We start from the raw sequence: 24,714 nt of genomic DNA on the forward strand, positions 1-24,714 counted from the left end.
TATGGGGTTTTTGAGAAGGTATTTTTGATAGGAATAATATTGGCTTCGAGCAATAATCTAGCAACAAATTTATTGAGAATCGCGGCAAATTATCCAATGTTTTTGGTTATAAAACGTTCAAGTATTCGAAAGCTCACTTATCTATATTACTGAACGGTTTTATTAGCTTATGTTTAATTGATTGGATAATCAACTAAACATAGAGTATTACCACCAAATGGGATCATCGTCTTCTATCATGGTTCGCCTTGTCGTCTCAACCGTTACCTCGTCCGCAGATAGCTCAGCGATAAAACGTGACGGTTTGTCAAAGTATCCAGAATAACTAGAAAAGTAGTTCGGTGCCGTCAGATATAACTGGGTTTTGGCACGACTGCAGGCAACATAAAACAGCTTACGTTCTTCTTCTAACGCTTCAAAGTCATCTAAAGAACGATGATGCGGCGTGATGCCATCTACTAAAGAATTTACAAACACTACTGGCCATTCAAGCCCCTTAGCACTATGAATGGTCGAGATAGTAACTTTGTCATTGCTACTGTCTTGTCCATTATCCAGATTACCCATGACAGCAACCGAATCATTAGGTGGGTCTAAAGCGAGGTTTTCTAAAAAGCTATCAAGGCTTGTGTGCTCTGTCGCTAAGTCCTTTAGCACCCGAAAATCTTCGGTACGCTCACGCCAATTTTCTTCAATCAGCTTTAACACTGGAATATAAAACTCAAGAATATGTTCAATAGCTGTCTCGACCGATTCAGCTTTCTGTGCCTTGGTAAGCGCATAATATAGAGGTTCTAGCTGATCACTTTTTTTTATAAAGGGCGCGGCCAGTAAGGATTCAAACGCATTGTTGTCAGCAGTAATGGCTTGGGTTAATCGCGTCGCCGTTACTGCTCCTACCCCTTTAAACAAAGTTAAAATACGATGCCAAGCAATCGTGTCATTTGGGTTATAGAGTATTTTGACAAAGGCCAATACATCTTTGATATGACGTCTTTCAATGAACTTGATACCGCCCACCACGATAAAGGGAATATTGCGCGCCATAAACTCTAGCTGTACGTAATTGGACTGAAAAGACGTACGGCATAATACCGCAAAGTCGTTGTAGTCATACTCTGGCTTAAGCGCGACAATCTTATCAGTGATATAGCCCGCTTCTTTTGGCTCATCACTGAGTCGTCGAAATACTGGCTTGTGTCCTTCTATTGGCGCATCAGAATACAGCTGCTTTTGATAGCCTAGCGTGATTTGCGCGGACAACGCATTGATATAATTTAAAACGGATGGCGAGCTACGATAATTTTGCTCAAGCTTAATAAGTTTGGCTTGAGGATAAGTCTCACCGAACAGAAGAATGTTTTCATAATTGGCACCGCGAAACGCGTAAATACTTTGATTGTCGTCACCGACTACCATCAGCGATACCGACTCAGGCTCACATATTAAGTCGATTAGCTGCTTTTGCGGAATATTGGTGTCTTGGTATTCATCAACCATAATATAGCGATACTGGCTTTGCAGCAGCTGTCGAAAAGTGTCATTAGTTTTTAAATGACGCACTACTTGGCTGATGATGTCATCAAAATCATATAAGTGATTGGTGCGCTTGTACTCATGAAAGTCAACTGCCAGCTGCTCGATGATAGGAATATGCACGGCAATATCTGGGTAGTTACTTTCGATTAAGTCGCGAATTTGTATACGTCTATTTCTAGACGTCGATATGATATTTTGCAGCGTTTTTTTGCGTGGAAAGGCTTGTGACTTGGTCTGAGCAGGATACTTTTTTTCTTTATGCACCAAGTCGATAGCGTCCTCACTATCACCCGTATCCAAAATGGTAAACCTTGGATTGATACCGAGTAGCCCTGAATATTGACGTAGTAACATATTACAAAACGAGTGAAAAGTACCACTAGCTATGCTATTTAATGCTTTATCAGTTGGCAGCTTACCCTCAGCCAGCTCTTCATCTGATAGTTCTTGATTTGAAAGACTGCTAGCTAGCAAGGACTTAGCTCGATCTTTTATTTCATTTGCGGCTTTACGCGTAAAAGTCAGTAGCAAAATCTCTTTAGGCAACACCCCGTTTTCCAATAGATAACTGGTGCGGTAGGTCAAAGTTTTGGTCTTGCCCGAACCTGCACCAGCAATGACCAATACTTTGCCGTCGATCGTAGTCGCGGCCATTAACTGATCGGGATTTAACTCTCTGGCATAATCGACCTTTAACCCCAGTCCACTATCTAGCCTCTGCTTTAACAATTTGATATTTTTCGGCTCAGCAGTATCAATTAAATTTGCCTCTAGCTTTTTAATAGCCTGCTCAAGCCGAGTCAGTTTAGGCTTCATCTCAAGGAAGTTCTGTGGGTATTTATAGTGGCGTGTGTCAAAAATCGAGGTTGTCATTGTCTAAAATTGCCTTACATTTTATTTTGGCGATATTATCAGCGTATATCTGACTGTCTATAGCTTTAGAATAATTATGATTTGCTAAACTTAGCAGAGTATATATGCTGAATTTTCGTGAACTTTTAGTCCTTATCTATGAGTGACAGTTTACCATATTAAAAAATAGGGTTTATTAGCTCACATAAGCTATGTGTCACTCCTATTGGTTAGCCTTGTTCATTTTTAAGCCTCTAATATGACCTGCTTTTATCGTAAAGATGCATATTGTCATCGGGTAAAAACCTGAGCATATACCGTAACAACCTCACCCCTATTCAGGTAAATTTGCTACAATGTGCCCAATTTTGATTTATCATTTAACCAAACTTTATACCAACTGATTTTATTAATACATTGAGAGAATGTTATGGGTTTTAATTGCGGCATCGTCGGCCTACCAAACGTGGGTAAATCCACCTTGTTTAATGCGTTGACCAAAGCGGGTATCGCCGCTGAAAACTTTCCATTTTGTACCAAAGATCCCAACACGGGTATCGTACCAGTACCAGACCCACGCCTAAAACAACTGGCTGACATCGTCAATCCTGAGCGCGTATTACCAACGACCATGGAGTTTGTTGATATCGCAGGTTTGGTTGCAGGCGCATCGAAAGGCGAAGGTATGGGTAACCAGTTCCTAGCCAACATCCGTGAGACCGATGCAATTGCTCATGTGGTACGCTGTTTTGATGATGACAACGTCGTACACGTTGATGGCCGTGTTAGCCCGATTGATGATATCGAAACCATCAACACTGAACTGGCACTTGCAGATTTAGAAGCTGTTGAGCGCGCAATCCACAACCAAACCAAAAAGGCTAAAGGTGGTGATAAGGATGCGCAAGCATTGCTTGATGTGTTCAAAAAAGTTGAACCATTATTAGCAGAAGGTAAAGCGGCTCGTGCAGCTAATCTAGACGCTGATGAGAAAAAACTGATCAGAAGCTATGGTTTAATTACGCTAAAGCCGACCATGTATATCGCTAACGTCTCTGAAGATGGTTTTGAAAATAACCCATATCTTGACGCTGTTCGTGACTATGCCACTGGTGAAGACTCTATCGTTATCGCCCTATGCAATCAGATCGAATCTGAAATTGCTCAGCTCGATGAAGACGATAAAAAAGACTTCCTAGCTGAAATGGATATGGAAGAAGCTGGTCTTGATCAAGTCATTCGCGGTGGCTATGACTTACTTGATATGCAGACTTACTTTACCGCTGGCGTAAAAGAAGTACGCGCTTGGACTGTCGCTATTGGTGCGACAGCGCCGCAAGCAGCTGGCGTAATTCATACTGATTTTGAGCGTGGTTTTATTCGTGCTGAAGTCATTGCGTATGACGACTTTATCGAATACAACGGTGAAAAAGGCGCTGCTGCTGCTGGTAAATCGCGTCTAGAAGGTAAAACTTACATCGTACAAGATGGCGACGTGATGCACTTTAGATTTAACGTGTAACTTTAGACAATACAACTTGCTTAAAGTTAATTAGCCGATGTTGGATATTCTCCATCATCGGCTTTATTTTATCTATCAATTGTTATATTATAACATATCTTTATTTTTCTTATTTGAGGGTTCATACTGTGACTAACTATTCTTCTAGACTTGCAGGTATTACGATATTAGGAACTGTGATAGCAGGCTCTTTACTGGGCTGTCAGCCAAACAACGATACCGATGCAGTGGCATCTGAAGAAGCACCAATAGATAATCACGCCGAGCATGAACAAGGTCATGAGATGCATGACGATAAAGAGCATGAAGAGCACGGCCACGAAGAACATAGCGATATGGAACATGGTCATGAAGGGCCTAATCATGAAGGACACGATCATGAAGGACACGATCATGAAAGTCATAATCACGAGGAACATACGTACGCAGGTCATGATCATGCAGCTCATACCAGCAACAGCACTCCTTTCTCTTGTGAGCCTACTGCTACTATTGGCGTTTCTTATCATAGCGACAGTACACCACAGACAGCGCATTTGCTCATCGATGGTATCGAATACGATTTAACAGCTACTGCTAATAGTGAAACTGATGCTGATAAGGGCATCTATACCAGCGATATTGGATTAGACGATACCCACGGCATCATATGGCAAGTAAATGGAGACAAAGCGACATTGCTCAATAAAACACTGGACAGCGATGTAGCTATCGACAAGGAAGACGTACTTTTTAACTGTCAAAAGTCTTAATATAGTTGATTCAATATAACTTGGATACAGGCAAAGCGAGTGAAAGCACTACCAATAGTAGGCTAAGCGAAACTGGCACCGTATCCGATCTATAGGGCATTAACTCTAGTCAAAGAAGTCTAAAATGGGTACAAGGCAGCCGACTACAGATTGTAAAAATAGCACTTCTAAGGAGGGTAACACCGTAGCCGTTTAGTAGTTCTCTGACTATATAGCTGTACCAAGGGCGCTATTTTGCTATGCTAGAGGCTCCCTTGGTTCCGGATGTTTCAATATGCTAAATAAACCAACTTCCTTGTCGTCCCCTACCACACAATGGTCACATCTTCTCAACTCACAACGTCTTGGTGCTTCCAAAAAATTTAACGCCAATACCAGTACTCGTTCTCAGTTTCACAAAGACTATGACAGACTGGTATTTTCTCACTCTTTTCGCCAGTTAAATCAGAAAACCCAAGTCCATCCATTGACCAATCAGCTCGGTATTCATACGCGTCTGACTCACTCGTTAGAAGTGTCTTCTATTGGTCGCTCTTTGGGAATGATGGCTGCCGAAAAAATTCATGATGCACTAGGTAGCGGCCTACCAGCAGGAGTTTCACCTGCAGACGTCGGTGTGATCGTACAAGCAGCTTGTCTCGCTCATGACATTGGCAATCCGCCTTTTGGCCATGCTGGAGAGTATGCGATTCGTGATTGGTTTCGGCAGCCTGAACCGCAAGCGATTTTGGAAAATTTAAGCAGCAACGAGCGATTAGACTTACTGGCATACGAGGGTAATGCTCAAGGGTTTCGCCTATTGGCACGTAATGAGCATCATCCTGACAAGGGTGGTATGCGGCTCACCTGTGCCACGCTAGGCGCCTTTATGAAGTATCCGTGGTTGGCAACTCACAGTAACGATGTCAATGAAAACCATTATAACGTGCAAAAATTTGGCTGCTTTTATAGTGAGGCCTCTCAACTAGAAGAATTAGCGGCATGCTTGCATTTACCACGCTCGGAGCAACATGATGGCTTTGCGCGCCATCCATTGGCTTACCTATTGGAAGCGGCGGATGATATCTGTTATGCGCTAATCGATTTAGAAGATGGCATCAATCTGAATATGTTAACCTATAGCGAAGTGGCTACGATATTTTATGAGCTGATTGGTGAACGTCCGAGTAGCGTAAACTTGCCAGCGCATATGTCTGTCAGACAAAGTCTCGCCTCCCTTCGGGCACGAGCCATGATGCGTTTGGTCAATACCGTCACCGATGCCTTTGTAGCCAACAGTGATGCATTACTAGCTGGCACGTTGCAAGGCAGCCTATTTGCCCATTGCGATACCAGCGTACAGAATGGTATCAATCAAGCTAAGCAACTGGCACGCGAAAAAATATTCAATCATCCGAGCAAAGTAAGAATGGAGCTGATGGCCAATCAGTGCTTGCATAGCCTATTGAATGCCTTTATGCCACTCGCTTGGACAGGGTCGCAATCTGCTACTATGCAGCCGCCGATGTCTTTTGAGCAGCAACGTCTGTTAAGATTACTACAGCCCCATCTTGACGAACATCGCCGCATCTTGTCTGACGATATCTATCATAATGTCTTAAATATTTTGGATTTTATTACAGGTATGAATGACCATGAAGCTTATCGACTGGCGCAAGAATTGCAGGGTCATTGGGGCACAGTGGTTTAAAAGACCAGTACAGGTTTAGTAAATTAACACGAATGACGTATTTCAGTCGTATTTATGCGTTGAAATGAGTATGATAAACACCTACCGGACAATTTTGAAATATTATGAGCAGTCGCGAACAAAAAAAACTTCAAACTCGGCACGCCTTTTTTAATGCTGTGCTCGATTTATGTATGACAGGGCAATCTTTTAGCTCTATCAGTCTCAGACAAGTAACACGCGAGGTTGGCGTTGTGCCGACTGCGTTTTATCGCCATTTTGATGATATGGAGTCACTCGGGCGCGCTTTGGTCATTGAGGAATTGGGCGGTACGTTAGCCACGTTAAGTGATAGCCTGCAGATTGGGCGCAAACGTAGCTTTGATCGTCAAATCGCAAAAAGTATTCAGCTATTCTTGTATATGGTCAGCGATCAGCCTTATTACTGGCAGTTCTTGGTCAGTGAGCGTTATGGTGGGTCAGAAGCAGTACGAAAAGCCATCAATGAGTTGATTAAGATACATGCTCAAGGGTTGGCCGACGACTTAGCGTTGCAGCCAGCGTTTACCCATATCAATGCTTATGACCGTCGCCTATTAGCTGAGGCTGGCGTAAATATGTTCTTCTCTTGGATTATTGATTGGCTAGAGCTGACCTATACAGAAGATCATGATGATGAGATTGATCTAAACGAAATCGAAGAAAACAAGCAGCTAATGCTACATAACTGTACTCGTCAAGCACAGATGCTTTTTTACGGGGCTTATAATTGGAAGTCTAGCGAAGAAACACGCCTAAAAGACTAAATGTTGCTCTCAATACCATCCGCTAAAAGCTCGGACGAAATGCCCATAGTCGCTGTGTTACTACTTTGACTTCCTTGGGCCTTTTACCGTCTACCCCACTACTATTACTCGCCTGATTATTATTAGCTGTCTGACTACTATTAACTGCCTGATTATTATCAACGACGGTTTTACTAATCAAAACAGTGGCAAAACGCTCTCTAGCCTGACCGACAGTTGCATTATCAGTCGCTGTGATAAGTGCCATAAATGCTTGGCTATCAACGGCAAGCATTGGTGTTAAGGCTTTTCGTTGCTCATCATTTAGACTGCCGAATATCGGTAATTGCCATACTGTATCAATAGACGCCAGCGCCTGCTGTGCGCGCATATCTACCAGTGATTGCATCTGTTGGCTGTTAGCATTATCAACTAGTGCGGCTAACAATACAGGACTGGCAGTATTGATATTAATCGGCACATAATAAGGCACTGCGGTAAGATAAGGCCGTAATACTGCTAATGTCTCAGCGCTTACCCCCGTCACTTCTAGTAGCTGATCGATACTGACAAAAGGCTGATTTGGCAGAGCATCTGTTGCTACAGCATTTGATTGCTGCGCATATACCGTACTTTCATCACCGCCATCTTGGTATACCTCACCGTCTGCATCTTGCCAATCAAGTATAGCAATAGCAATATCAGGCTCTAGATTTAGTTGCGTGAGTAGTCGTTGGAATACTGCTAAAGCAGTGGTGTTGGCTGACCCATCTTGATTCAAGTTATTAATGTTAAAACGACCAGACTCATCGCGTAGCTCGATGCTGACACTGTGACTAGCCAATGTATAAGGTGGTATAGGCTGTGCCCAGATATCTTGCGCACTATCCGTATCATTGAGGTTGCTATCAGCGCGAATCATCGTCACTGCCAACTGTTGACCTGCATCGATATCTTGCAGCAATTGATTTTGATCGAATAACAGACCACTACGCCTAATTGCAATTTTTTGGCTAGCAAGCATCGACCCTGCAACCACAGTAATACTTACTACCAATAATAAGATAGTCAGCAGTGCAACACCGCGTTGAGAGTTCGCAGTCATTGACATACATAACCTTTGTTATTGAGCAATTGATGCATTTTAACTACTACCTTCTCAATTATTCGTTCCTAAATTGCTATTATCCGCACTACTATTATTGTCACTACCGCTGTCGTCGTTATTAGCGTTATCATTGCTGCTACTATCTGTATCATTGGCCATGCTTTGACTATTGCTAGGCGATATCGGTTGCGGGGCGAGTGCCCATTGCCAAGTGATTGGCATATCTTGGTATGTAAAGCTGACCGCGACTCCTTTCGGTAATAAAACAGCTGTTGGCTTAGGACTCGCTGTATTCGCTGACTGTCCCACCGCTGTATTTGTACTACTGCCACTGTTAGCGTCATCGCTCGGAAATCTGGTACTTAGCTCTGGTAGATAGGCTTGCCAGCTCCCTGCTGTGACACCTTCAAGCAATACGCTGTCCAAGCTGACGCTATCACGCCCGCCTTCCATACTGGTATACTGGCGACGTATCAAACGCTCATCCGCAAAAATATATTCGATACGTTGGAGTCTATTGCTACTCTGATATCGTGGATCAGGATCGGCAAAGCGTACAAAGCTGATAATTTCACTATCTAAGCTCATAAAGGGCTCAGGCGCTATTTCGTTCATTTGCTCGCTTGATTGGGAGCTAGTGTTCGCGTTAGTACTATCGCTTGGACTGTTATTCGTCGCACTGACACTTTGAGTAGTAGACGCTTGATAAGGGATGATTTGACCCATGTCTTGCTGTAGTTGCAAATAGGCGTACTGCAGGACAGCCAGATTGTCAGCATGGAATTGTGCGCGCTCACGAGCACGGTTGACCCCATCAAATACTTGCCAGCCTGCAACGGCTAACATCGCAAATATTGCCATTGCAACCATTAGCTCAAGCAGTGTGAAACCACGCTGATGCTTCATAGACCGCCCCCGGCCTGCTCGCTATTACCTGCTATGCTTAGACCACTTAAATCCAAACTGTTCGTATCTTGCTCAGCATTACTTAGCATCACAGTGATATCAGTGACCGATGTGCGTGTCTGTCCATCTATAATAGGCGAAACTGCGATATTTACTTCTTTTAAGGCAGGTGTGATGGCGTCACCGACCGTCATTTCTATTTGCCAATTGCGCCCTTGTGCATTAACGGTTTGGGTGCGGTTGGCTGTCAGCCACGTCTCTTGAATACGTAAATCAGCGGCGGCATTTTGGGCAACGAAGTGAGCAAGCGTACGAGTACGCAATATATCAACCGAACTCAGATACGCACTACTGGCACGGCTCGCCGCGACTGCTACCACTGCCAAAATAGCCAGAGCAACCATCACTTCGATAAGGGTAAAGCCGCTCTCGCGCCCACACTTGAGTGATATGGATTTTGATGACATAGGCTGGCTTGTCATAGGAGGTTTATATAATTTAGTCACTATACCCCCTGTCCGATTCGCATACTGCCATCTGGCATTATAGTAATCACCTCGCCCACTAAACGCGAATCATGAAGCACTTCAATGGTGACAGGCGTTGCTTGTCCCGTACCAAACCACAAGACTTGTGGTACGTTTTGGTCGCTAAACCAAGGCTGTAACGTTTGGGTTCGTCCCATATTTTGTAAACTACTAGAATCTAAACTTTGAACTCTAATACTTACGCCAGTAGGCGGTTCAGGCAAATTGATGCCCAACTCAACCTCCCAACTTGGCGTTGGTTTTTTCTCATTAGTAGAGCCTGATAGACCAGCCACCTCTGCCGACAGCTCCATAGCATTCTTAGGCTGACTGTCGGTGCTATCTGACATCATCTCTGTTGTCTGGTACGCGACATATGGATTTGATAGGGTAACAATGACTGGCTCTACTTGACCTTGCTTATCTGCCTGCATACGCAAACCCATCGGCTGCATACGTTCAGCCGATAATAGGCGAACGTAGCTCAACGAATCGGTCAAATGCTCATAAAAAGCGCGGTTTTTGCGGGATTCACTGCTACCGACAGACAAACTCATTATGCCAGCAAATATAGATAAGATAACCACTACCACCACGATTTCTACCAATGTAAAACCAGTCTGTGTCCGACTGTTTAACGATGAGACTGATGATAAGTGATGGGTATTAGTTGATATGGAGGCGCAGCTGTGACAATGGTCTGTAGGTCTTGTATCTAAGCAGCTTGACTGAGACGTTTGATTAATTAGAGTAAAAGAGCAAGTAGCCGCTGAACTGGACTGAGTCTTGACAGTGACCGGCATATTGCACCTATAAGCCCAATTTTAATTATCGCAGAATGAGAAAGGGTTTTAAAGAATGTAGAAGATATATGAATTCGTGCTGCAATAGTAAGCATTACAACACGATTTATTAAAGCCGAAAAAGGTTCACAACCCAAAAATTACTTGCTACTTTATTAATAACTACTTTAGTAGTTGGTATTACGGTGCTCTTCTGATTCAGTATCGATTTGCTCTACCAGCTCTTGCATATCTTCATCCATGACCTCTTCATCGTCAGCAGGATAATGACTTGGCAACTCTAGTACTTGCTGAACAAAGGCGTAACGCAGCGTATCACGACGACCTAAGTAGCGTTGGTAAAAGCTTGAGTTTAGTAGTCCCGCACCGCCCTGACCAATCGCCCAAATAGACGATAGATAATCACGAGTACTCAAATTACTGTGTTCGTCTTTTAAGTATGCACTAATAATATCAATCAAACGTTTCATGCGCTGGCGACGGATATCATATAACTCACCAAACAAACGATTGAGACCAGTCACTGATGCTGCCAAACGCTCTTCAATTTGGTTCAATAGCATGGCTTTTTGCGGGTTGAATAACTGCTGAAAAATCATACGGGCAACGCCTGCCGATGGGCAGTCATCAATACGGTTAATCTCAAACAATTGCTCTTCGTAACGAATAATAATACGCAGATAAAGCTCATCTTTACTGGAGAAATGCTTGTAAAGGGTGCCTTTAGCCAAATCGAGCTGATCTGCCAAACTGTCTAAAGTGATATCACCATCGCCTGACTCAAGTAGCAATTGCTCTGCCATCGCTAAGATGTTCTCTTCTCGTGCCTTGAACTGGTGCTGACGACTCATAATCTCTCCTAAAACATGACAAGATTAAGCATATGACCATCAATTATGTGCGTACATTTGGCAATGAGCGTATAAAACTATACAAGAACTGCTGAAATACCATAAAAGGGATATGCTTATATTTACAAATAGTCATTGATAATCATATAGTTACATTTAGCAATTCAAATACTAAAGGGGATTGAACTATAAGACTATCACATAAATGACTGACTGGTCATAGCATAACCATTTTAGCGATACTGTGCCAGTAAATTTTCAAAGTTTTTTGCGGTTAATGCTCCAACCTCGTTACTATCACAACCGTACATATCTGCGATAAAGCTGGCGACATAAGGTACGTAGGCAGGCTCATTGGGACGACCACGCTTAGGTACAGGCGCCAAATATGGACTGTCTGTCTCAATCAAGATTCTGTCTCTAGGCATGTGCCTTGCAGCATCTTGGATATTTTGGGCACTTTTAAAGCTAACAATACCTGAGAAGGAGATATAAAATCCTAAATCTAAAGCACGTTTCGCAGTCTCCCAGTCTTCAGTGAAGCAATGAATAATACCATGCTCAGCGCCTTCACTTTTTAAGATATCGATCGTATCTTCTTTTGCGTCACGCATGTGTATGACAAGCGGTTTTTTTAGTTGCTGACTGGCATGGATATGGCGTGCAAGACTGGCTTGCTGCTCTTTTTTATTTTCTGTAGACCAGTAGTAATCTAGCCCTGTCTCGCCTATTGCCCATACATGGTCTTTATCAGCAGTCTCTATGAGACGCTCAACCGTCGCTGATTTAAGTACATCGATATCTTCGCAAGGATGGATTCCTACACTCATCCCTAGATTTAGCGTCTCGTCACCATAGGTGCTCACAATATTGGCAATCTCGTCGTATTCTGCAAAATCACACATAATCGCCATCGCACGGGTAACATTAGCAGTTTTCATGGCGTCAATCGCGCCAGATAATTTACCATCGTATTTCGTCAAATCTAAACGGTTGAGGTGGCAATGAGTATCTGTAAACATAAATAATCTCGTTGTTAAAAACTTATCCATTAAAAGTCTGGGAATTAAAAATTGAAATTTTCATTATATTGATTGCTGTGAGGTGCGCTGTTTTCAAGTGGCATCGTATTTCCTATTTTTAAAATAATATCCACTAATGCACGTCCTAATACATAAGACTAATTAAGAGGCACGACTCGCATCACCTCTTCTATAGTTGTCACGCCTTCACTAATACGTTTTGCGCCTGATAAACGTAATGGCTGTAGTCCTTCGCGATAGGCTTGTTGTTTGAGTACATCTAAGTTTGTATCGGCTGCGACCAGTTTTTTTAATTCGTTAGACAATGGCATAATCTCGTATAGGCCGACTCGTCCCTGATAACCAGTGTGTCGACAATGCTCGCAGCCTTGAGCCATATAAATTTGTGCTGGAGTAGGCGCACGCCATGGTTGTACCAACTCCTGCCATTGAATGGCAATCTCACTATCTGGCACAACGTCTACTGCTTTTTTGCAATGCGGGCATAGCGTACGTAACAAGCGCTGTGCCATTACGCCTAAGATAGTCGCTGATGTCAAAAATGGTTGAATACCCAAATCATGCAAACGAGTGATTGAACTTGGCGCATCGTTAGTATGTAGTGTCGAGAGCACCAAATGCCCTGTCAATGAGGCTTGTACTGCCATATTAGCTGTTTCAGCATCACGAATCTCCCCTACCATAATGATGTCAGGATCTTGGCGCATCAAAGAGCGAATGCCGTCAGCAAAGTATAAATCAACGCCTGGATTTACTTGCATTTGGTTAAATGCAGGTTCAATCATCTCAATAGGATCTTCGATGGTACAGACATTGACTTGTTCAGTCGCTAGCTGCTTGAGAGTACTATACAAGGTCGTGGTCTTACCCGACCCTGTAGGCCCAGTGACCAAAATAATCCCGTTTGGATGAGCAGTCAATTCATGCCATGTTTCAAGCTGCTTGCCCGATAAACCAAGCTGAGCAAAGGAGCGCACCAGTACTTCAGGATCGAATACCCGCATGACCAGCTTTTCACCAAACGCAGTTGGCATAGTCGATAAACGAAGCTCTGTCTCTAGTCCCTTCGGCGTTCGCGTCTTTAAACGACCGTCTTGTGGTTTACGCTTTTCTGCAACGTTTAGTCGCCCTAGAATTTTAATACGTGCGGTCACCGCGACGATGATTGCCAATGGCATCTCATACACCGTATGGAGTACACCATCGATACGGAAGCGCACCTTACCTGTCTCACGACGTGGCTCTAAATGAATATCACTAGCTCGTTGCTCAAAAGCATATTGCAACAACCAGTCAACAACTCTGACAATATGCTGGTCATTGGCATCAGGGTTGGTATTGTCACCCAATTGCAATAATGCTTCGACATTGGTCACATCGGCAGCTGCACGCTTATGGACACTATTTGCGCCTGCGATCGCTTGGGTGACTTGATAGAACTCCTGCCGGTAGCGTTTGATCTGCTCAGGATTGATATAGACCGTACGATAGCTTTTTGATTTGATCAATTTTTCAATACTTGAGTGCCAGTCAGTATAAAAAGGCTGATCTGTTCCGATAACCACTTCGTCTACAGCGACCTCAATCGGTAAAATATGCTGTGAACGTGCATATTCAAATGACATCAATTGTGTAACTGCAGGGACATCAACTTTTAGAGGGTCAATACGAACGAGAGACATATCTGCTTTAGCCGCCAACCACTGGTTGAGCCAAGCCAAAGTTAATTTATTTTCAGCGCTATTGTCCGTCGCATGGCCATTAGGCAAGCCAAATTCACTAATCGTTAGTAGAGGGTGCTGCGCTTTGTCGCGGCGGCTAGTAATGACTAGGTTATAGCCGCGTTGGTCAATCACTTTATCTGCCAATAGCTCATCTAGACACCAACGCAAATCAATCACTATCGAGTACTGTTGAGCAGACATATCTCTCTTCTTCTATTGTTTTAAAATGTGTTGTCAAAAATGATATCAGTGCAAGCCAGTTAGATTGCAGCTACGGCAGTTATCTGTAGCTGTCCTGATTCTATCAACTGAAAACTCACATCAACGGGTTTATAACGCATAACAAATGGTGTAGCGATCTCTGTCCGTCGATAAGCTGGACGCGGGTCTTGGGCAATTAGCTCTTTGATAATGCTCATATCTGAGGCTATCAATTGATTTTGTATATGATGAACTGTAGACGCAACTGTCGCACTGTTCGACCCAGTATTTGCGTCTTTAACACTTGTCTTATTATTATGAGTACTGTTGTTTACTAACATCATAAACTGTTCGTTAGCAGCATCGGTCACGGTTACGTTTAATAATTCTGGAGCGGTTGGTGCAAAACCACTCTCTGTCTGAATCAACGCATCACTATAGGCCACATATGGCTTTATATCGATGATTGGCGTGCCATCTATCATATCAGCACCTTCGATAATCAATAATACACGACCTTGAACTATTTTGACCTGTTCGAGCTTGACAACAGATAGGCCTAGTCCTGAAGGACGATACATACTGCGACTGGCAAACACCCCTATTTTTTGATTACCACCCAATCTTGGTGGGCGTACTTGAGCGCGAAAACTAGTACTGGTTTCATTGTTATTTTTATATCGATAATTATGATGAAACTGCCAACTCACCCATATATGACTAAACTTGTCCAAACCAACAAATGCAGCTGGCGTATCATATGGCGCTAACATCTCAATGACACTAGTCAAAGCGACTAGGTTTGGCTGGCGCGGCACACCGAATTTTTGTGAAAGCGGGGCACGGTGATAGCCAATAACAGGAGCTTGATGGTAGTTATCTAACAGGGAATTCTCGTCAAGCATATACCAACTCCAGTAATACAAAACTGCCCTGATAAGGCAGTTTTGTCAAATGATACAAAATTACTCACTAACGATATTCCATTTTATCATGCTAGACAATCACTGCTAGACGGATTTTTATTTTAAAGTTTGGTATTATGAGCAAGAAATTTGATGAGAGTCATTTACATTTGGGCGATATGACCAGTAATGCTGTCATCGTTGACGCAAATCTACTATGTCTAATGCCGTAATAGATAGCTGTATATAAGCTGATAAACTAGTTCTATTGCGCTTACTCATCATTTACTCGTTCATAAAAATAGCAGTTTCGACAACGATTAAAAGACTGATACGTTTTTACAATGTTCAATTTAACATTGTAAATTCTGATTTAATACTTATTCAAACTTAACACACAAATAACAACTTATTAACGAGGACTTTATGTCAAAACTTCGCACCGAAACGGTAACAGAGGTTCATCACTGGAATGACTCTCTATTTAGTATCAAAACCACTCGTGACGATGGTTTGCGCTTTCGTAATGGCGAATTTGCGATGATTGGACTTGTTGTCGATGGCAAGCCACTACTACGCGCTTATTCAATTGCTAGCCCTAACTATGAAGATCATTTAGAATTCTTCTCTATTAAAGTGCAAGATGGTCCATTAACTTCGCGCTTACAGCATATCAAAGTAGGTGATGAGCTGTTAGTCAGTAAAAAACCAACGGGCACACTAGTCTTGGACGATCTGCTACCAGGTAAGAACCTGTACATGCTCTCTACTGGTACTGGTCTTGCTCCGTTCTTGTCACTAGCACGTGATCCTGAAGTGTATGAGCGTTTTGACAAAATCATCTTAGTACATGGCGTACGTCATGTTCATGATTTGGCTTATCGCGAAATGTTTGAAAATGAGCTGCCTAACGATGAAATCTTTGGCGAATGGTATCGCGAAAAATTCATCTATTACCCAACCGTTACGCGTGAAGAATTCAGAAACCAAGGACGTGTCACTGATTTGATGAAATCAGGCAAATTGTTCGAAGATATTGGTTTACCGCCAATGAATAAAGAAGACGACCGCGTCATGCTTTGTGGCAGCATGCCATTTAATGCTGAGGTTTCTGCTATTTTAGATGATTTTGGCCTGACTGTTTCACCACGTATGGGTGTGCAAGCAGATTACGCAGTTGAGCGTGCCTTTGTCGGCTAGAATGATGCTATTTAGCATCGTTAGAATAAATGAAAAATTGTATAAAATAATACTTGACGCATGTAAATAGGCTGCTATAATACGCAGCCTATACAGTCAACACTGTAGCCCAATTAGATAATATTTAGTCAATAACTATTATCACCTAACATGCCAGTGTGATGGAATTGGTAGACATGACGGATTCAAAATCCGTTGCCTTTAAAAGCGTGTCGGTTCGAGTCCGACCACTGGTACCAATATATAGTACAAATTAGCCTCCTTTATCGGAGGTTTTTTTGTGCTTATTGTTTATATTTGTTTTAACAAATTCTTAACTCGTTTATATCGATACTTCAAATGGCATAACAGCGCTTATCTTAATCGGTACTGCATAACTCCATGGCATGCCAGCGCTACAATAAAAATATCCATCATTAAACGATACGATATAAGCGGTAAAATCATTACCACACTGATCCATCATCGCTTGTTCATCGCTTTCATCACAAACCGCACACCATATATTTTCATCACCGCGCGCTAACATTGCTCTTGTCAAATCGCTCCCTTTTAGTTCATGACTCATCATCAGCTCCTTAATTATCTTGAACTTTCTCATTAATATTTTTAGAAAGTTAATTTGCCAGTACTCAATTTATAAGTTTGGTATGAGCTATAAACAATGTTTTATCAGGTAAATAAAATTCCTATAAAAAACCATTTATTACTTTCATAACTATTGATTATCGTGGTTAATATATTGTAAAACGATAGCATTAGAACTGTAACATATAACTATAATATTCATGATGGAAGGCTATTATATTCAGACAGACGGTATAGAAAATCTGAAAAACTTAAGGTATGTACCATACAGAACATCTATTAGTAAACATATATTAACTATATTTAATTTATTAGTATTTTAACGCCATATATATCTGACTATTAACCTTACACTATATTTAATTATTGATATATAAATTATTCGCATATTGCCATATTTTTATGGTTCTATATTCGAAAAACCCCTTTACCGTTTAATAATCGATACTGAAACAGAAGTATTGAGTGATGTAAAATATCAACCATGAAAACTCCTACAGCATCCAGTCCACGTAAAATCATTCATATAGACATGGATGCGTTTTATGCCAGTGTAGAACAACGTGACTTCCCAGAATTACGGGGCAAGCCACTAGTGGTTGGTGGAGATCCAAATGGTCGCGGTGTTGTAGCAGCGGCTAGCTATGAGGTACGTCAGTTTGGGGTGCGCTCAGCCATGTCTTGTTATGAGGCTCGCAAACGTTGTCCAGAAGTCATATTTGTTAGACCACGTTTTGAAGTATATCGAGCTGTTAGCAGCGATATTCGCAATATTATGTACAGCTTAACGCCTCATGTTGAGCCATTATCGCTAGATGAGGCTTATCTCGAAGTCACTGGTCTCACCGTACATAAAGGCTCAGCGACATTAATGGCCAATTGGTTAAGAACACAAATATTGCAACATACAGGATTGACTGCTTCTGCTGGCGTGTCCTTTAACAAGATGTTGGCTAAGATTGCCTCTGATATCAATAAGCCTAACGGCACCGCTATTATCACGCCAGAAGACGCTGATGCTTTTATCAGTACGCTACCTATTGAACGATTTCATGGGATAGGTAAAGCAACGGCAAGACGATTACATGCAATGGGCGTGACTAACGGTGCTGATCTACGCCGTATGTCAGCCGAAGTATTGATTGATGAGTTTGGTAAGCGAGGACAGTTTTATCATGATATCGCTCATGGTCGGGATGAACGCGCTGTCAAATCTGAGCGCCTGCATAAGTCTGTTGGTTCGGAGACTACTTTTAGAGAAAACCTAAACGATGACACGGCGTTACGTGTACAAATCTATGAACAAAACGCGGATGCCTTCGCGCAACTGCACAAAAAAAATCTCGTCGCTCATACTATAACGCTCAAGGTTAAGTATGCTGACTTTACTCAGATTACCCGTACACACACGCTAACCACCGCTTTTAGTAGTGCTGAATCTGCTCATTACTGGTTAGACAAGTTATTCTTAGATATTCCGCGCCAGCTCCCTATCCGATTAGTCGGGGTCACTTTTTCGTCATTGACACCTGCAGCTCAACTATTGCCTCAATTAAATTTATTTGAGTAAAATAAGTGAAAGCTAACGTGATAAACATTAGGACAGTTAAATATTTTTGCTTAGGCTATTTAAGTAATTCAAATATATTTTGTGCACTTTGGCTACTTAGTAAAGCAACCTTTTATAGCAGTATTTCTGCTACAATTATGCCAAAATTTCTATCCATTTAAAGACTGATTATGACCAACGCTCACACTGCATCTTCCGATTCTAATGCCCCGCTTGATACCAATAACAATAGTGACGTCTTAGATTATCTAAGCGTGGAAGATTACGACTATGACCTACCAGATCGTTTGATTGCGCGATATCCATTAGCGCAGCGTTCTGCTTCAAAACTTTTGTACTTGCCTGCTCACACTGACACAAATGCTACGCCTGTAGAAGATTGTTTGTTTTCTGAATTGCCTGAATTGTTAGACGCTGGAGACCTGATTGTCTTTAATGATACAAAGGTAATGAAGGCACGCCTATTTGGTCAAAAAGACACTGGCGGTAAACTTGAGGTTTTGATTGAGCGATTGGTTACTGTCTCAGACTTAGATGTAGCAACACTGCATTTAGAAGATTCAGATAATGAGTTAGTCAATCAAGAATATATTGCCCTTTGCCATGTTAAAGCCAGTAAAGCACTGAAACTTGGTCAACGCTTTCAACTTGCCGATGGTCATATGAGTGGCGCGATGATTGGCCGTCAGGATAATTTATTTGTTTTAGCCTTTGATGCACCAATTTTGCCTGATTTAGAACTTCACGGCGAGCTACCTATCCCGCCTTACTTTGAACGTCATGCCGATGACACTGATAATACTCGTTATCAAACGGTGTTTCATGATCCCGCTAAGCTTGCAAGCGTCGCTGCACCGACAGCAAGTTTGCACTTCGATGACTTGGTGCTTAATAAATTGGCAGAAAAAGGTATCAATACTGCTTTTGTAACATTGCATGTTGGCGCTGGTACCTTTGCACCAGTTAAAACAGACAATCTACTCAATCATACTATGCACAGTGAGTATGCACATCTGCCACAAGCAACTGCTGAGCTGATTAATCAAACGCATGCAAATGGCAATAAGGTTATTGCTATTGGTACCACGGTGACTCGCGTCCTTGAAACGGCGTATCAAAAAACGGCTATCAATGGGCAAGCACTCTCTAGCTGGTCAGGCGACACGGACATCTTTATTTATCCAGGATTTAAATTTGGTGTCATTGATCGACTGTTAACAAACTTTCATTTACCCAAATCGACGTTGCTAATGTTGGTATCAGCTTTTTCTGGCAAAGCATCGATTGAACATGCCTATCAACATGCTATTGAAAAAGAATATCGATTCTTCAGCTATGGCGATGCGATGTTACTTGACAAGAAAACAAGCTGAACATTAAATAAACATTTATGCATTGGACGCAACAGTTGTGAAATAAACTGGTAAACTAAACCGTACTTTGTTATAACAGCAAAGATAACTTATTTTGTAAAGGACTGCTCATGTCTTGTCATTTATCTCGTCGCTTGACTCCTGTACATCGCGCGGTATCGATGGCATTACTTTATTCTGTAGGTTTGGCCGCTATTATTCCAAGCGCGCAAGCTGCAACTATAGGTAAGACAGTCGTTAGCTCAGCTCAACATGAACCGTTGAGCGCAAGTATCGTGGTCACCGACATACGAGCGTCTGATTTTTCAGCAAGCTTGGCCAATCCAGTTATCTATCAGCAGATGGGATTAACGCCGACCGATTCAATGCAAGTGCGCTTTCAAGCAACTTCAGCGACCAGTGGTCAGGTATTAATCAGCACATCGCAGCCTGTGTCCAAGCCCTTTGCTGATTTGGTGTTATCGATCAATGATAATGGGCAGCAAAATGTAGTACCAAAAACATTATTAATGCCGTTAAACGATAGTCTACCGATTAATAATGCTTCCAAGAACAGTATAAAAGGCACTCAGAAACTCAATTTACCAAGTGTTTCTGCAAGCGCTGCAAAACCGTTAACCGTAAGAAAAGGTGCACCGCCGCCATTAATATCGGTATCTAACGCTGCTGCAAATACAGCAGCAGTTGACTCTTCTATTTCTAGATCGGTGTCTAACATACAAGCTCCGACAGTGACTGCTACTTCGCGGACTAGCAACCTTACTTACGCGCCTAGTCGGCTTGATAATGGGCGCTTAAATAGCGACTCTGATATAAAAAATGCTAGCAGTAATGCAAAGAAGACTGATAACGGACTTAGTTCAGCGAACCGTTTAGATAGCAGTTTCTTAAATGCAAACAACAACACTGAAACTACGAAAGCTGTCATCAATGACAGCGATAAGGCAAGTATTAAAAATACTCCAATCTTAGATAAAGTATTGATTGATAAACCACTCGACACTCTAAATATTCAAGTCACACGGCAGATACAGCCGAGTCGTAAAAAAACAGATACTGACATATCACCCGTATCTACTCCGACTACTAGCATCTTAGCAAGCAATACTGAGAACAATGATACTAGCGTTTTGGCAGCTTCTATTGACAATACAACTTCGAAAACTCCTAACAGCGCTACCAATAATGTACCTTCAAATGATAGAGCAACAGATAGCTCGACAATCAATCAGTACCAAGTACAACGTAACGATAGCCTATGGATTATTGCTCAGCAGATCGCGCAAGAAAATAATCTAGATACTTCCGTCGTGATGAAGCAAATTCAGTCTCAAAACCCTGATGCTTTTATCAATAAAGACGTGGATCAATTAAAAGCAGATGCTAAGCTTATTTTACCCAGTTATGATGTCATACCATCACAGAAAAACTTAGAAGCGGCTATCGATGCACAAAGACAGTATATTCGCAGAGCAAATACAGCGGCGATGCAAAAAACAGCTCAAAGACCTTTTAAAAAACCCTCTATAAGTACGCAAGCGGCCAAACGCCCTGAGAAAACCACGACAACTAAAACACAGACTTTATCAAAAGCACAATTTTCTGTGCTTGCGCCTGGGCGAGATGGCAATGCAGATGGCACTCAAGCGAAAGCAGCATCAAACACAGGAAATGGTTTGAGCACAGATATATTAGCGACACTCAAAGCATCGCGGCAGCAGGCAGCATCACAGGCTCAACGATTATCAAGTACAAGTAGCACTCTTAGTAGCTATACTAAAAAAATTCAATTACAAAACCAAAAATTGGCTGAGCTGCAGGCTCGTCTCGAAAAATTACGCAATCAATAATTGCCTAACTGATTCATACATTAGATTGTGATCACAGGCGTAGGAATAACTATGGACAATATGCTATATATCATCGCCGGATTGGCGCTTATTCTGTTAGTGGCTGCTTTATTCTTGCGCAAAAATAAGGCGCAGAAATCGTCATCACCTTCGCCTATTAATGCAAGAAAAGATACGCCTACTCCATCACCAAAAGTAGACTATGATACTCCTACCCACACTAATGTCAGCAATAGCCATAAATTTGACCATATCACTATTGCTCAGCGTTTTGTGGATCAGCAGCGCTATGACAAGGCGATCGAAACCATTAAACGTGGTCTAAGTGAAAAACCTCATAACAGTGTATTGTCTCTTAAACTACTCAGCATATATGCGACGATAAACCAACCAGAAGATTTCAATAGTATTTATGAGTCTATAAAAATACATAGTGATGAGAGCACTATTGTTCGTGCCAATGAGCTAAAAAGCTTATATTTTGAAGAACAGAATCCAGTAGTCGCTCAAGAACTACCTATAGAAAATACGACCAACTTTGAAAGTATCGACTTTGATTTGCCGCCGAGTAACATTGATACCGATGTAGTGTCTAGTCATTCAATTGTTGAAGACACTAACGATGCTGCCATGAATGCACCTATCGAAAGCTCGGTCATCTCATCTGAGACCAGCCTTGATACTGAGGAAGACAACTTTGATCTTACCCTCAGCGATTTAGAGAATGATTTTGATGCGCCTAATGCAACCCCTATTACACCATTGGACAACGCACATAATGATGTTCTAGAAACCTCTACTAACGATGATACTAGTCATAATGAAGATGACGATCTCAGTGACTTCGAGTTTGACTTTGATTCACTTGACGACAATACTTCAACTGAAGCTTCAGGAGATACTAGTCTTTCACATAGTGACAGCAGTAAGGAAACGGTACTAGAAGAAGATTTTATCTTAGATTTCGATGATTTAGCAGCCGATACAGACAAAGACAATATCGTCCCTAATGACGTATCTACGAATTCAGAACAACACTCTTTTGATACTATTCAAAACAGTGAAGATGACTTTTCTTTATCTTTGGGCAGTCTAGATACATTAGATGACATCGATACTGTCTCCAATGACGACATATCTACGACTGAAGACGACAGTGATTTCAACAATTTTATTCTGGAAAATACTGATTTTGGAAATAATACTTCTGAGAGCATGATCCTTGAAGAAGAGAGCTTTACAGATATTAATTTCGAGGAACCATTACTCAATGATGATATCGAGGTTAGCGATGTTGAAGAATCGAATATCGCACCTGCTACACCATTGAGATTTGATGACAATACGCTGATAGACGATGATTTTAATATTGACGATGCTGATTCTCTATTTGACGCTCCATCGGCCACTACCCCAGTATCTACAGCTGCGCCAGTTGAGATTGACACTTCTATCACGCCTCAAGAGACTGAATCAGTAGAAGATTTCTCATCACGTTTTGCAGCAGACTTTGATTTCGTAAAGTCATTAGACAGTAATCAAGTGACATTAGACTTGGCAGATCAATATCTGCAACTGGGTGAATATGACAGTGCCAAACGTTTACTTAATGAGGTCATAGCTCAAGGTACCAGTGAGCAGAAACAGCAAGCACAGCTATTACTTGAGCGTACTGCGTAGTCAATAGTCTAGTCGCTTATCAGCAAGTATTTCCTAATCACGGGATGCTTGCTGATTTTTTTTGCATTTAACTCTAATACTATCTATTATTGAACCCTTTAGCCATCGTTGCTCAATTCTCCAGCACCTCTTTTCTTCCATACTTGTTTACTGTGTTGATACTATGCCATCTTCTGTTATGCTCAAAAATCTATCCGATCCTATTCAACTGATTTATGCTGGTGGTACCTTTGGTAGCTACGGCAAACCTTTAGCGCCATTATCAGCAGAAGTGTTTTTGCCTACTTTACAAAAGCTTTTGTCTGCACAAGACAGTACAAACAATTTACCAACAGTCTCATGGTTAGAAAACACCCTGATCAAAGACAGCAGCCAACTTACCCCTAGCGACTTTGCGCATTTCTATCAACTACTCCTAAATGCTTATGCCAAAGGTGATAGACGCTTTGTACTCATCACTGGCACGGATACGTTGAGTTACTTAGGTGCATTTTTAGCAGAAGCTTTTGCAGGTAGTGATATTTGTATTGTTCTGACCGCAAGTATGCGCCCATTATTAGACAGTGAGATATTGCATTCCTATAACATCGACGAACATAGCGATGCTTGGGGCAATCTCAACGACTCATTAAAACTAGCCGCTGCTGGTGAATCAGGTGTGAAGATTAGTTTTGGCGGCGAATCATGGCCTGCTCAAACAGTACAGAAAATTCACAGCCATGATCTGATGGCATTTACTGGTCATTCTCGCGCCGCTTATCCAGCCAATAGCTATATAAAAAATCTACCTGACACGCGTAGGCAACATTGGCTCGATGACCAACAAGACTTGCTGTCCAGTATTAAAACACGTGCTGAAAACGCAAGTGTTCATGCGCTATATTGCCTACCTAACGATGTTTCGATGATAAACAACCAGCTACAAGCTTTATTGTCGCAGCCACCATGTGGCATTATTCTATTAGGATTTGGCGCCGGTAACATCCCTTACTCAGCTGCATTAGCAGAGACACTGTCCCTTGCTTATGAACGTGGACATATGGTGATATCAGCCAGTCAATGTCCATTTGGTGGCGTCAGCGATAGCTATGCGGCAGGCAGTTGGCAGTACGAGCATCATGTCATTGCTGGTGGACGTTTGACCATACCTGCTATTTATGCCCGATTACTTTGGTTGCTACTTCGCTATGATAGTCCTGCAAGACGCAGACAGCGTTGGTTGAATAATATCAATCAAACTGGCACTAGCATCAAAAAGCGCTAAGC

General features: G+C 42.0%; 20 protein-coding genes and 1 tRNA gene. 11 read left to right on the forward strand and 10 right to left on the reverse strand.

Going from position 1 to position 24,714, the window contains the following annotated elements:
- Nucleotides 1–207: 207 nt before the first annotated feature.
- Nucleotides 208–2,412, reverse strand: a complete 2,205-nt coding sequence (locus tag ACI2IW_RS01285) for an ATP-dependent helicase (RefSeq protein ID WP_404692384.1) — start codon at nucleotides 2,410–2,412, stop codon at nucleotides 208–210.
- Nucleotides 2,413–2,821: 409 nt separating this feature from the next.
- Between ACI2IW_RS01285 and ychF the strand changes: the two genes are divergently transcribed.
- The 4 genes from ychF to ACI2IW_RS01305 all read left to right on the forward strand — a co-directional run bounded on the left by ychF (nucleotide 2,822) and on the right by ACI2IW_RS01305 (nucleotide 7,140).
- A complete protein-coding gene (gene ychF, locus ACI2IW_RS01290; RefSeq protein WP_201547425.1) occupies nucleotides 2,822–3,913 on the forward strand; it encodes a redox-regulated ATPase YchF in 1,092 nt (363 codons plus the stop codon).
- Between the two features lie 128 nt (nucleotides 3,914–4,041).
- Complete coding sequence (locus ACI2IW_RS01295; protein ID WP_404692385.1) at nucleotides 4,042–4,665, forward strand: hypothetical protein; 624 nt, start codon at nucleotides 4,042–4,044, stop codon at nucleotides 4,663–4,665.
- Nucleotides 4,666–4,939: 274 nt separating this feature from the next.
- Nucleotides 4,940–6,355 carry a deoxyguanosinetriphosphate triphosphohydrolase gene (locus ACI2IW_RS01300; RefSeq protein WP_404692386.1) on the forward strand — a complete coding sequence of 472 codons (1,416 nt, stop codon included), beginning with the start codon at nucleotides 4,940–4,942 and terminating at the stop codon, nucleotides 6,353–6,355.
- Nucleotides 6,356–6,459: 104 nt separating this feature from the next.
- On the forward strand, nucleotides 6,460–7,140 hold the full coding sequence (locus ACI2IW_RS01305; protein ID WP_057759356.1) for a TetR family transcriptional regulator: 681 nt from the start codon (nucleotides 6,460–6,462) through the stop codon (nucleotides 7,138–7,140).
- Nucleotides 7,141–7,162: 22 nt separating this feature from the next.
- Here ACI2IW_RS01305 and gspK read toward each other — a convergent pair whose 3' ends face one another.
- From gspK to tsaA, 8 genes are all read right to left on the reverse strand, one after another.
- Nucleotides 7,163–8,230 carry a type II secretion system minor pseudopilin GspK gene (gene gspK / locus ACI2IW_RS01310; protein WP_404692387.1) on the reverse strand — a complete coding sequence of 356 codons (1,068 nt, stop codon included), beginning with the start codon at nucleotides 8,228–8,230 and terminating at the stop codon, nucleotides 7,163–7,165.
- Nucleotides 8,231–8,278: 48 nt separating this feature from the next.
- The gene (gspJ, locus tag ACI2IW_RS01315) at nucleotides 8,279–9,133 is read right to left on the reverse strand and encodes a type II secretion system minor pseudopilin GspJ (RefSeq protein ID WP_404692388.1); all 855 of its coding nucleotides are present in this window, start codon (nucleotides 9,131–9,133) and stop codon (nucleotides 8,279–8,281) included.
- The gene (gene gspI / locus ACI2IW_RS01320) at nucleotides 9,130–9,600 is read right to left on the reverse strand and encodes a type II secretion system minor pseudopilin GspI (RefSeq protein WP_404692389.1); all 471 of its coding nucleotides are present in this window, start codon (nucleotides 9,598–9,600) and stop codon (nucleotides 9,130–9,132) included. Before gspI ends, gspJ begins: the two co-directional genes overlap by 4 nt.
- A gap of 38 nt (nucleotides 9,601–9,638) precedes the next feature.
- Nucleotides 9,639–10,463, reverse strand: coding sequence for a prepilin-type N-terminal cleavage/methylation domain-containing protein (locus tag ACI2IW_RS01325; protein ID WP_404692390.1), 825 nt, complete (start codon nucleotides 10,461–10,463; stop codon nucleotides 9,639–9,641).
- Between the two features lie 167 nt (nucleotides 10,464–10,630).
- Complete coding sequence (locus ACI2IW_RS01330; RefSeq protein ID WP_057759351.1) at nucleotides 10,631–11,314, reverse strand: TetR/AcrR family transcriptional regulator; 684 nt, start codon at nucleotides 11,312–11,314, stop codon at nucleotides 10,631–10,633.
- A gap of 233 nt (nucleotides 11,315–11,547) precedes the next feature.
- Nucleotides 11,548–12,336 carry a TatD family hydrolase gene (locus ACI2IW_RS01335; protein WP_290177744.1) on the reverse strand — a complete coding sequence of 263 codons (789 nt, stop codon included), beginning with the start codon at nucleotides 12,334–12,336 and terminating at the stop codon, nucleotides 11,548–11,550.
- Nucleotides 12,337–12,494: 158 nt separating this feature from the next.
- Nucleotides 12,495–14,282, reverse strand: a complete 1,788-nt coding sequence (locus ACI2IW_RS01340) for a GspE/PulE family protein (RefSeq protein ID WP_404692391.1) — start codon at nucleotides 14,280–14,282, stop codon at nucleotides 12,495–12,497.
- Between the two features lie 59 nt (nucleotides 14,283–14,341).
- Nucleotides 14,342–15,187, reverse strand: coding sequence for a tRNA (N6-threonylcarbamoyladenosine(37)-N6)-methyltransferase TrmO (gene tsaA / locus ACI2IW_RS01345; protein ID WP_404692392.1), 846 nt, complete (start codon nucleotides 15,185–15,187; stop codon nucleotides 14,342–14,344).
- Between the two features lie 426 nt (nucleotides 15,188–15,613).
- Between tsaA and ACI2IW_RS01350 the strand changes: the two genes are divergently transcribed.
- The gene (locus ACI2IW_RS01350) at nucleotides 15,614–16,387 is read left to right on the forward strand and encodes a ferredoxin--NADP reductase (RefSeq protein WP_404692393.1); all 774 of its coding nucleotides are present in this window, start codon (nucleotides 15,614–15,616) and stop codon (nucleotides 16,385–16,387) included.
- 152 nt (nucleotides 16,388–16,539) lie between these two features.
- A tRNA-Leu gene (locus ACI2IW_RS01355) sits at nucleotides 16,540–16,626 on the forward strand.
- An 83-nt stretch (nucleotides 16,627–16,709) separates the two neighbouring features.
- Here the strand turns inward: ACI2IW_RS01355 and ACI2IW_RS01360 are convergent.
- The gene (locus tag ACI2IW_RS01360) at nucleotides 16,710–16,958 is read right to left on the reverse strand and encodes a hypothetical protein (RefSeq protein ID WP_404692394.1); all 249 of its coding nucleotides are present in this window, start codon (nucleotides 16,956–16,958) and stop codon (nucleotides 16,710–16,712) included.
- Between the two features lie 501 nt (nucleotides 16,959–17,459).
- On the opposite strand from ACI2IW_RS01360, the gene dinB reads away from it, so the two are divergent.
- The 5 genes from dinB to ACI2IW_RS01385 all read left to right on the forward strand — a co-directional run bounded on the left by dinB (nucleotide 17,460) and on the right by ACI2IW_RS01385 (nucleotide 24,712).
- Nucleotides 17,460–18,545, forward strand: a complete 1,086-nt coding sequence (gene dinB, locus ACI2IW_RS01365; protein ID WP_404692395.1) for a DNA polymerase IV — start codon at nucleotides 17,460–17,462, stop codon at nucleotides 18,543–18,545.
- 170 nt (nucleotides 18,546–18,715) lie between these two features.
- Nucleotides 18,716–19,918 carry a tRNA preQ1(34) S-adenosylmethionine ribosyltransferase-isomerase QueA gene (gene queA / locus ACI2IW_RS01370; protein WP_404692396.1) on the forward strand — a complete coding sequence of 401 codons (1,203 nt, stop codon included), beginning with the start codon at nucleotides 18,716–18,718 and terminating at the stop codon, nucleotides 19,916–19,918.
- Nucleotides 19,919–20,028: 110 nt separating this feature from the next.
- Nucleotides 20,029–21,768 carry a FimV family protein gene (locus ACI2IW_RS01375; RefSeq protein WP_404692397.1) on the forward strand — a complete coding sequence of 580 codons (1,740 nt, stop codon included), beginning with the start codon at nucleotides 20,029–20,031 and terminating at the stop codon, nucleotides 21,766–21,768.
- Nucleotides 21,769–21,819: 51 nt separating this feature from the next.
- Entirely contained in the window at nucleotides 21,820–23,448 is a 1,629-nt protein-coding gene (locus tag ACI2IW_RS01380) for a FimV/HubP family polar landmark protein (RefSeq protein WP_404692398.1), read from the forward strand.
- 163 nt (nucleotides 23,449–23,611) lie between these two features.
- Entirely contained in the window at nucleotides 23,612–24,712 is a 1,101-nt protein-coding gene (locus ACI2IW_RS01385; RefSeq protein ID WP_404692399.1) for an asparaginase, read from the forward strand.
- Nucleotides 24,713–24,714 lie beyond the last annotated feature (2 nt).

Origin of the sequence: Psychrobacter sp. NPDC078501, assembly GCF_044900935.1 — a bacterium.
Taxonomy (GTDB): Bacteria; Pseudomonadota; Gammaproteobacteria; order Pseudomonadales; family Moraxellaceae; genus Psychrobacter.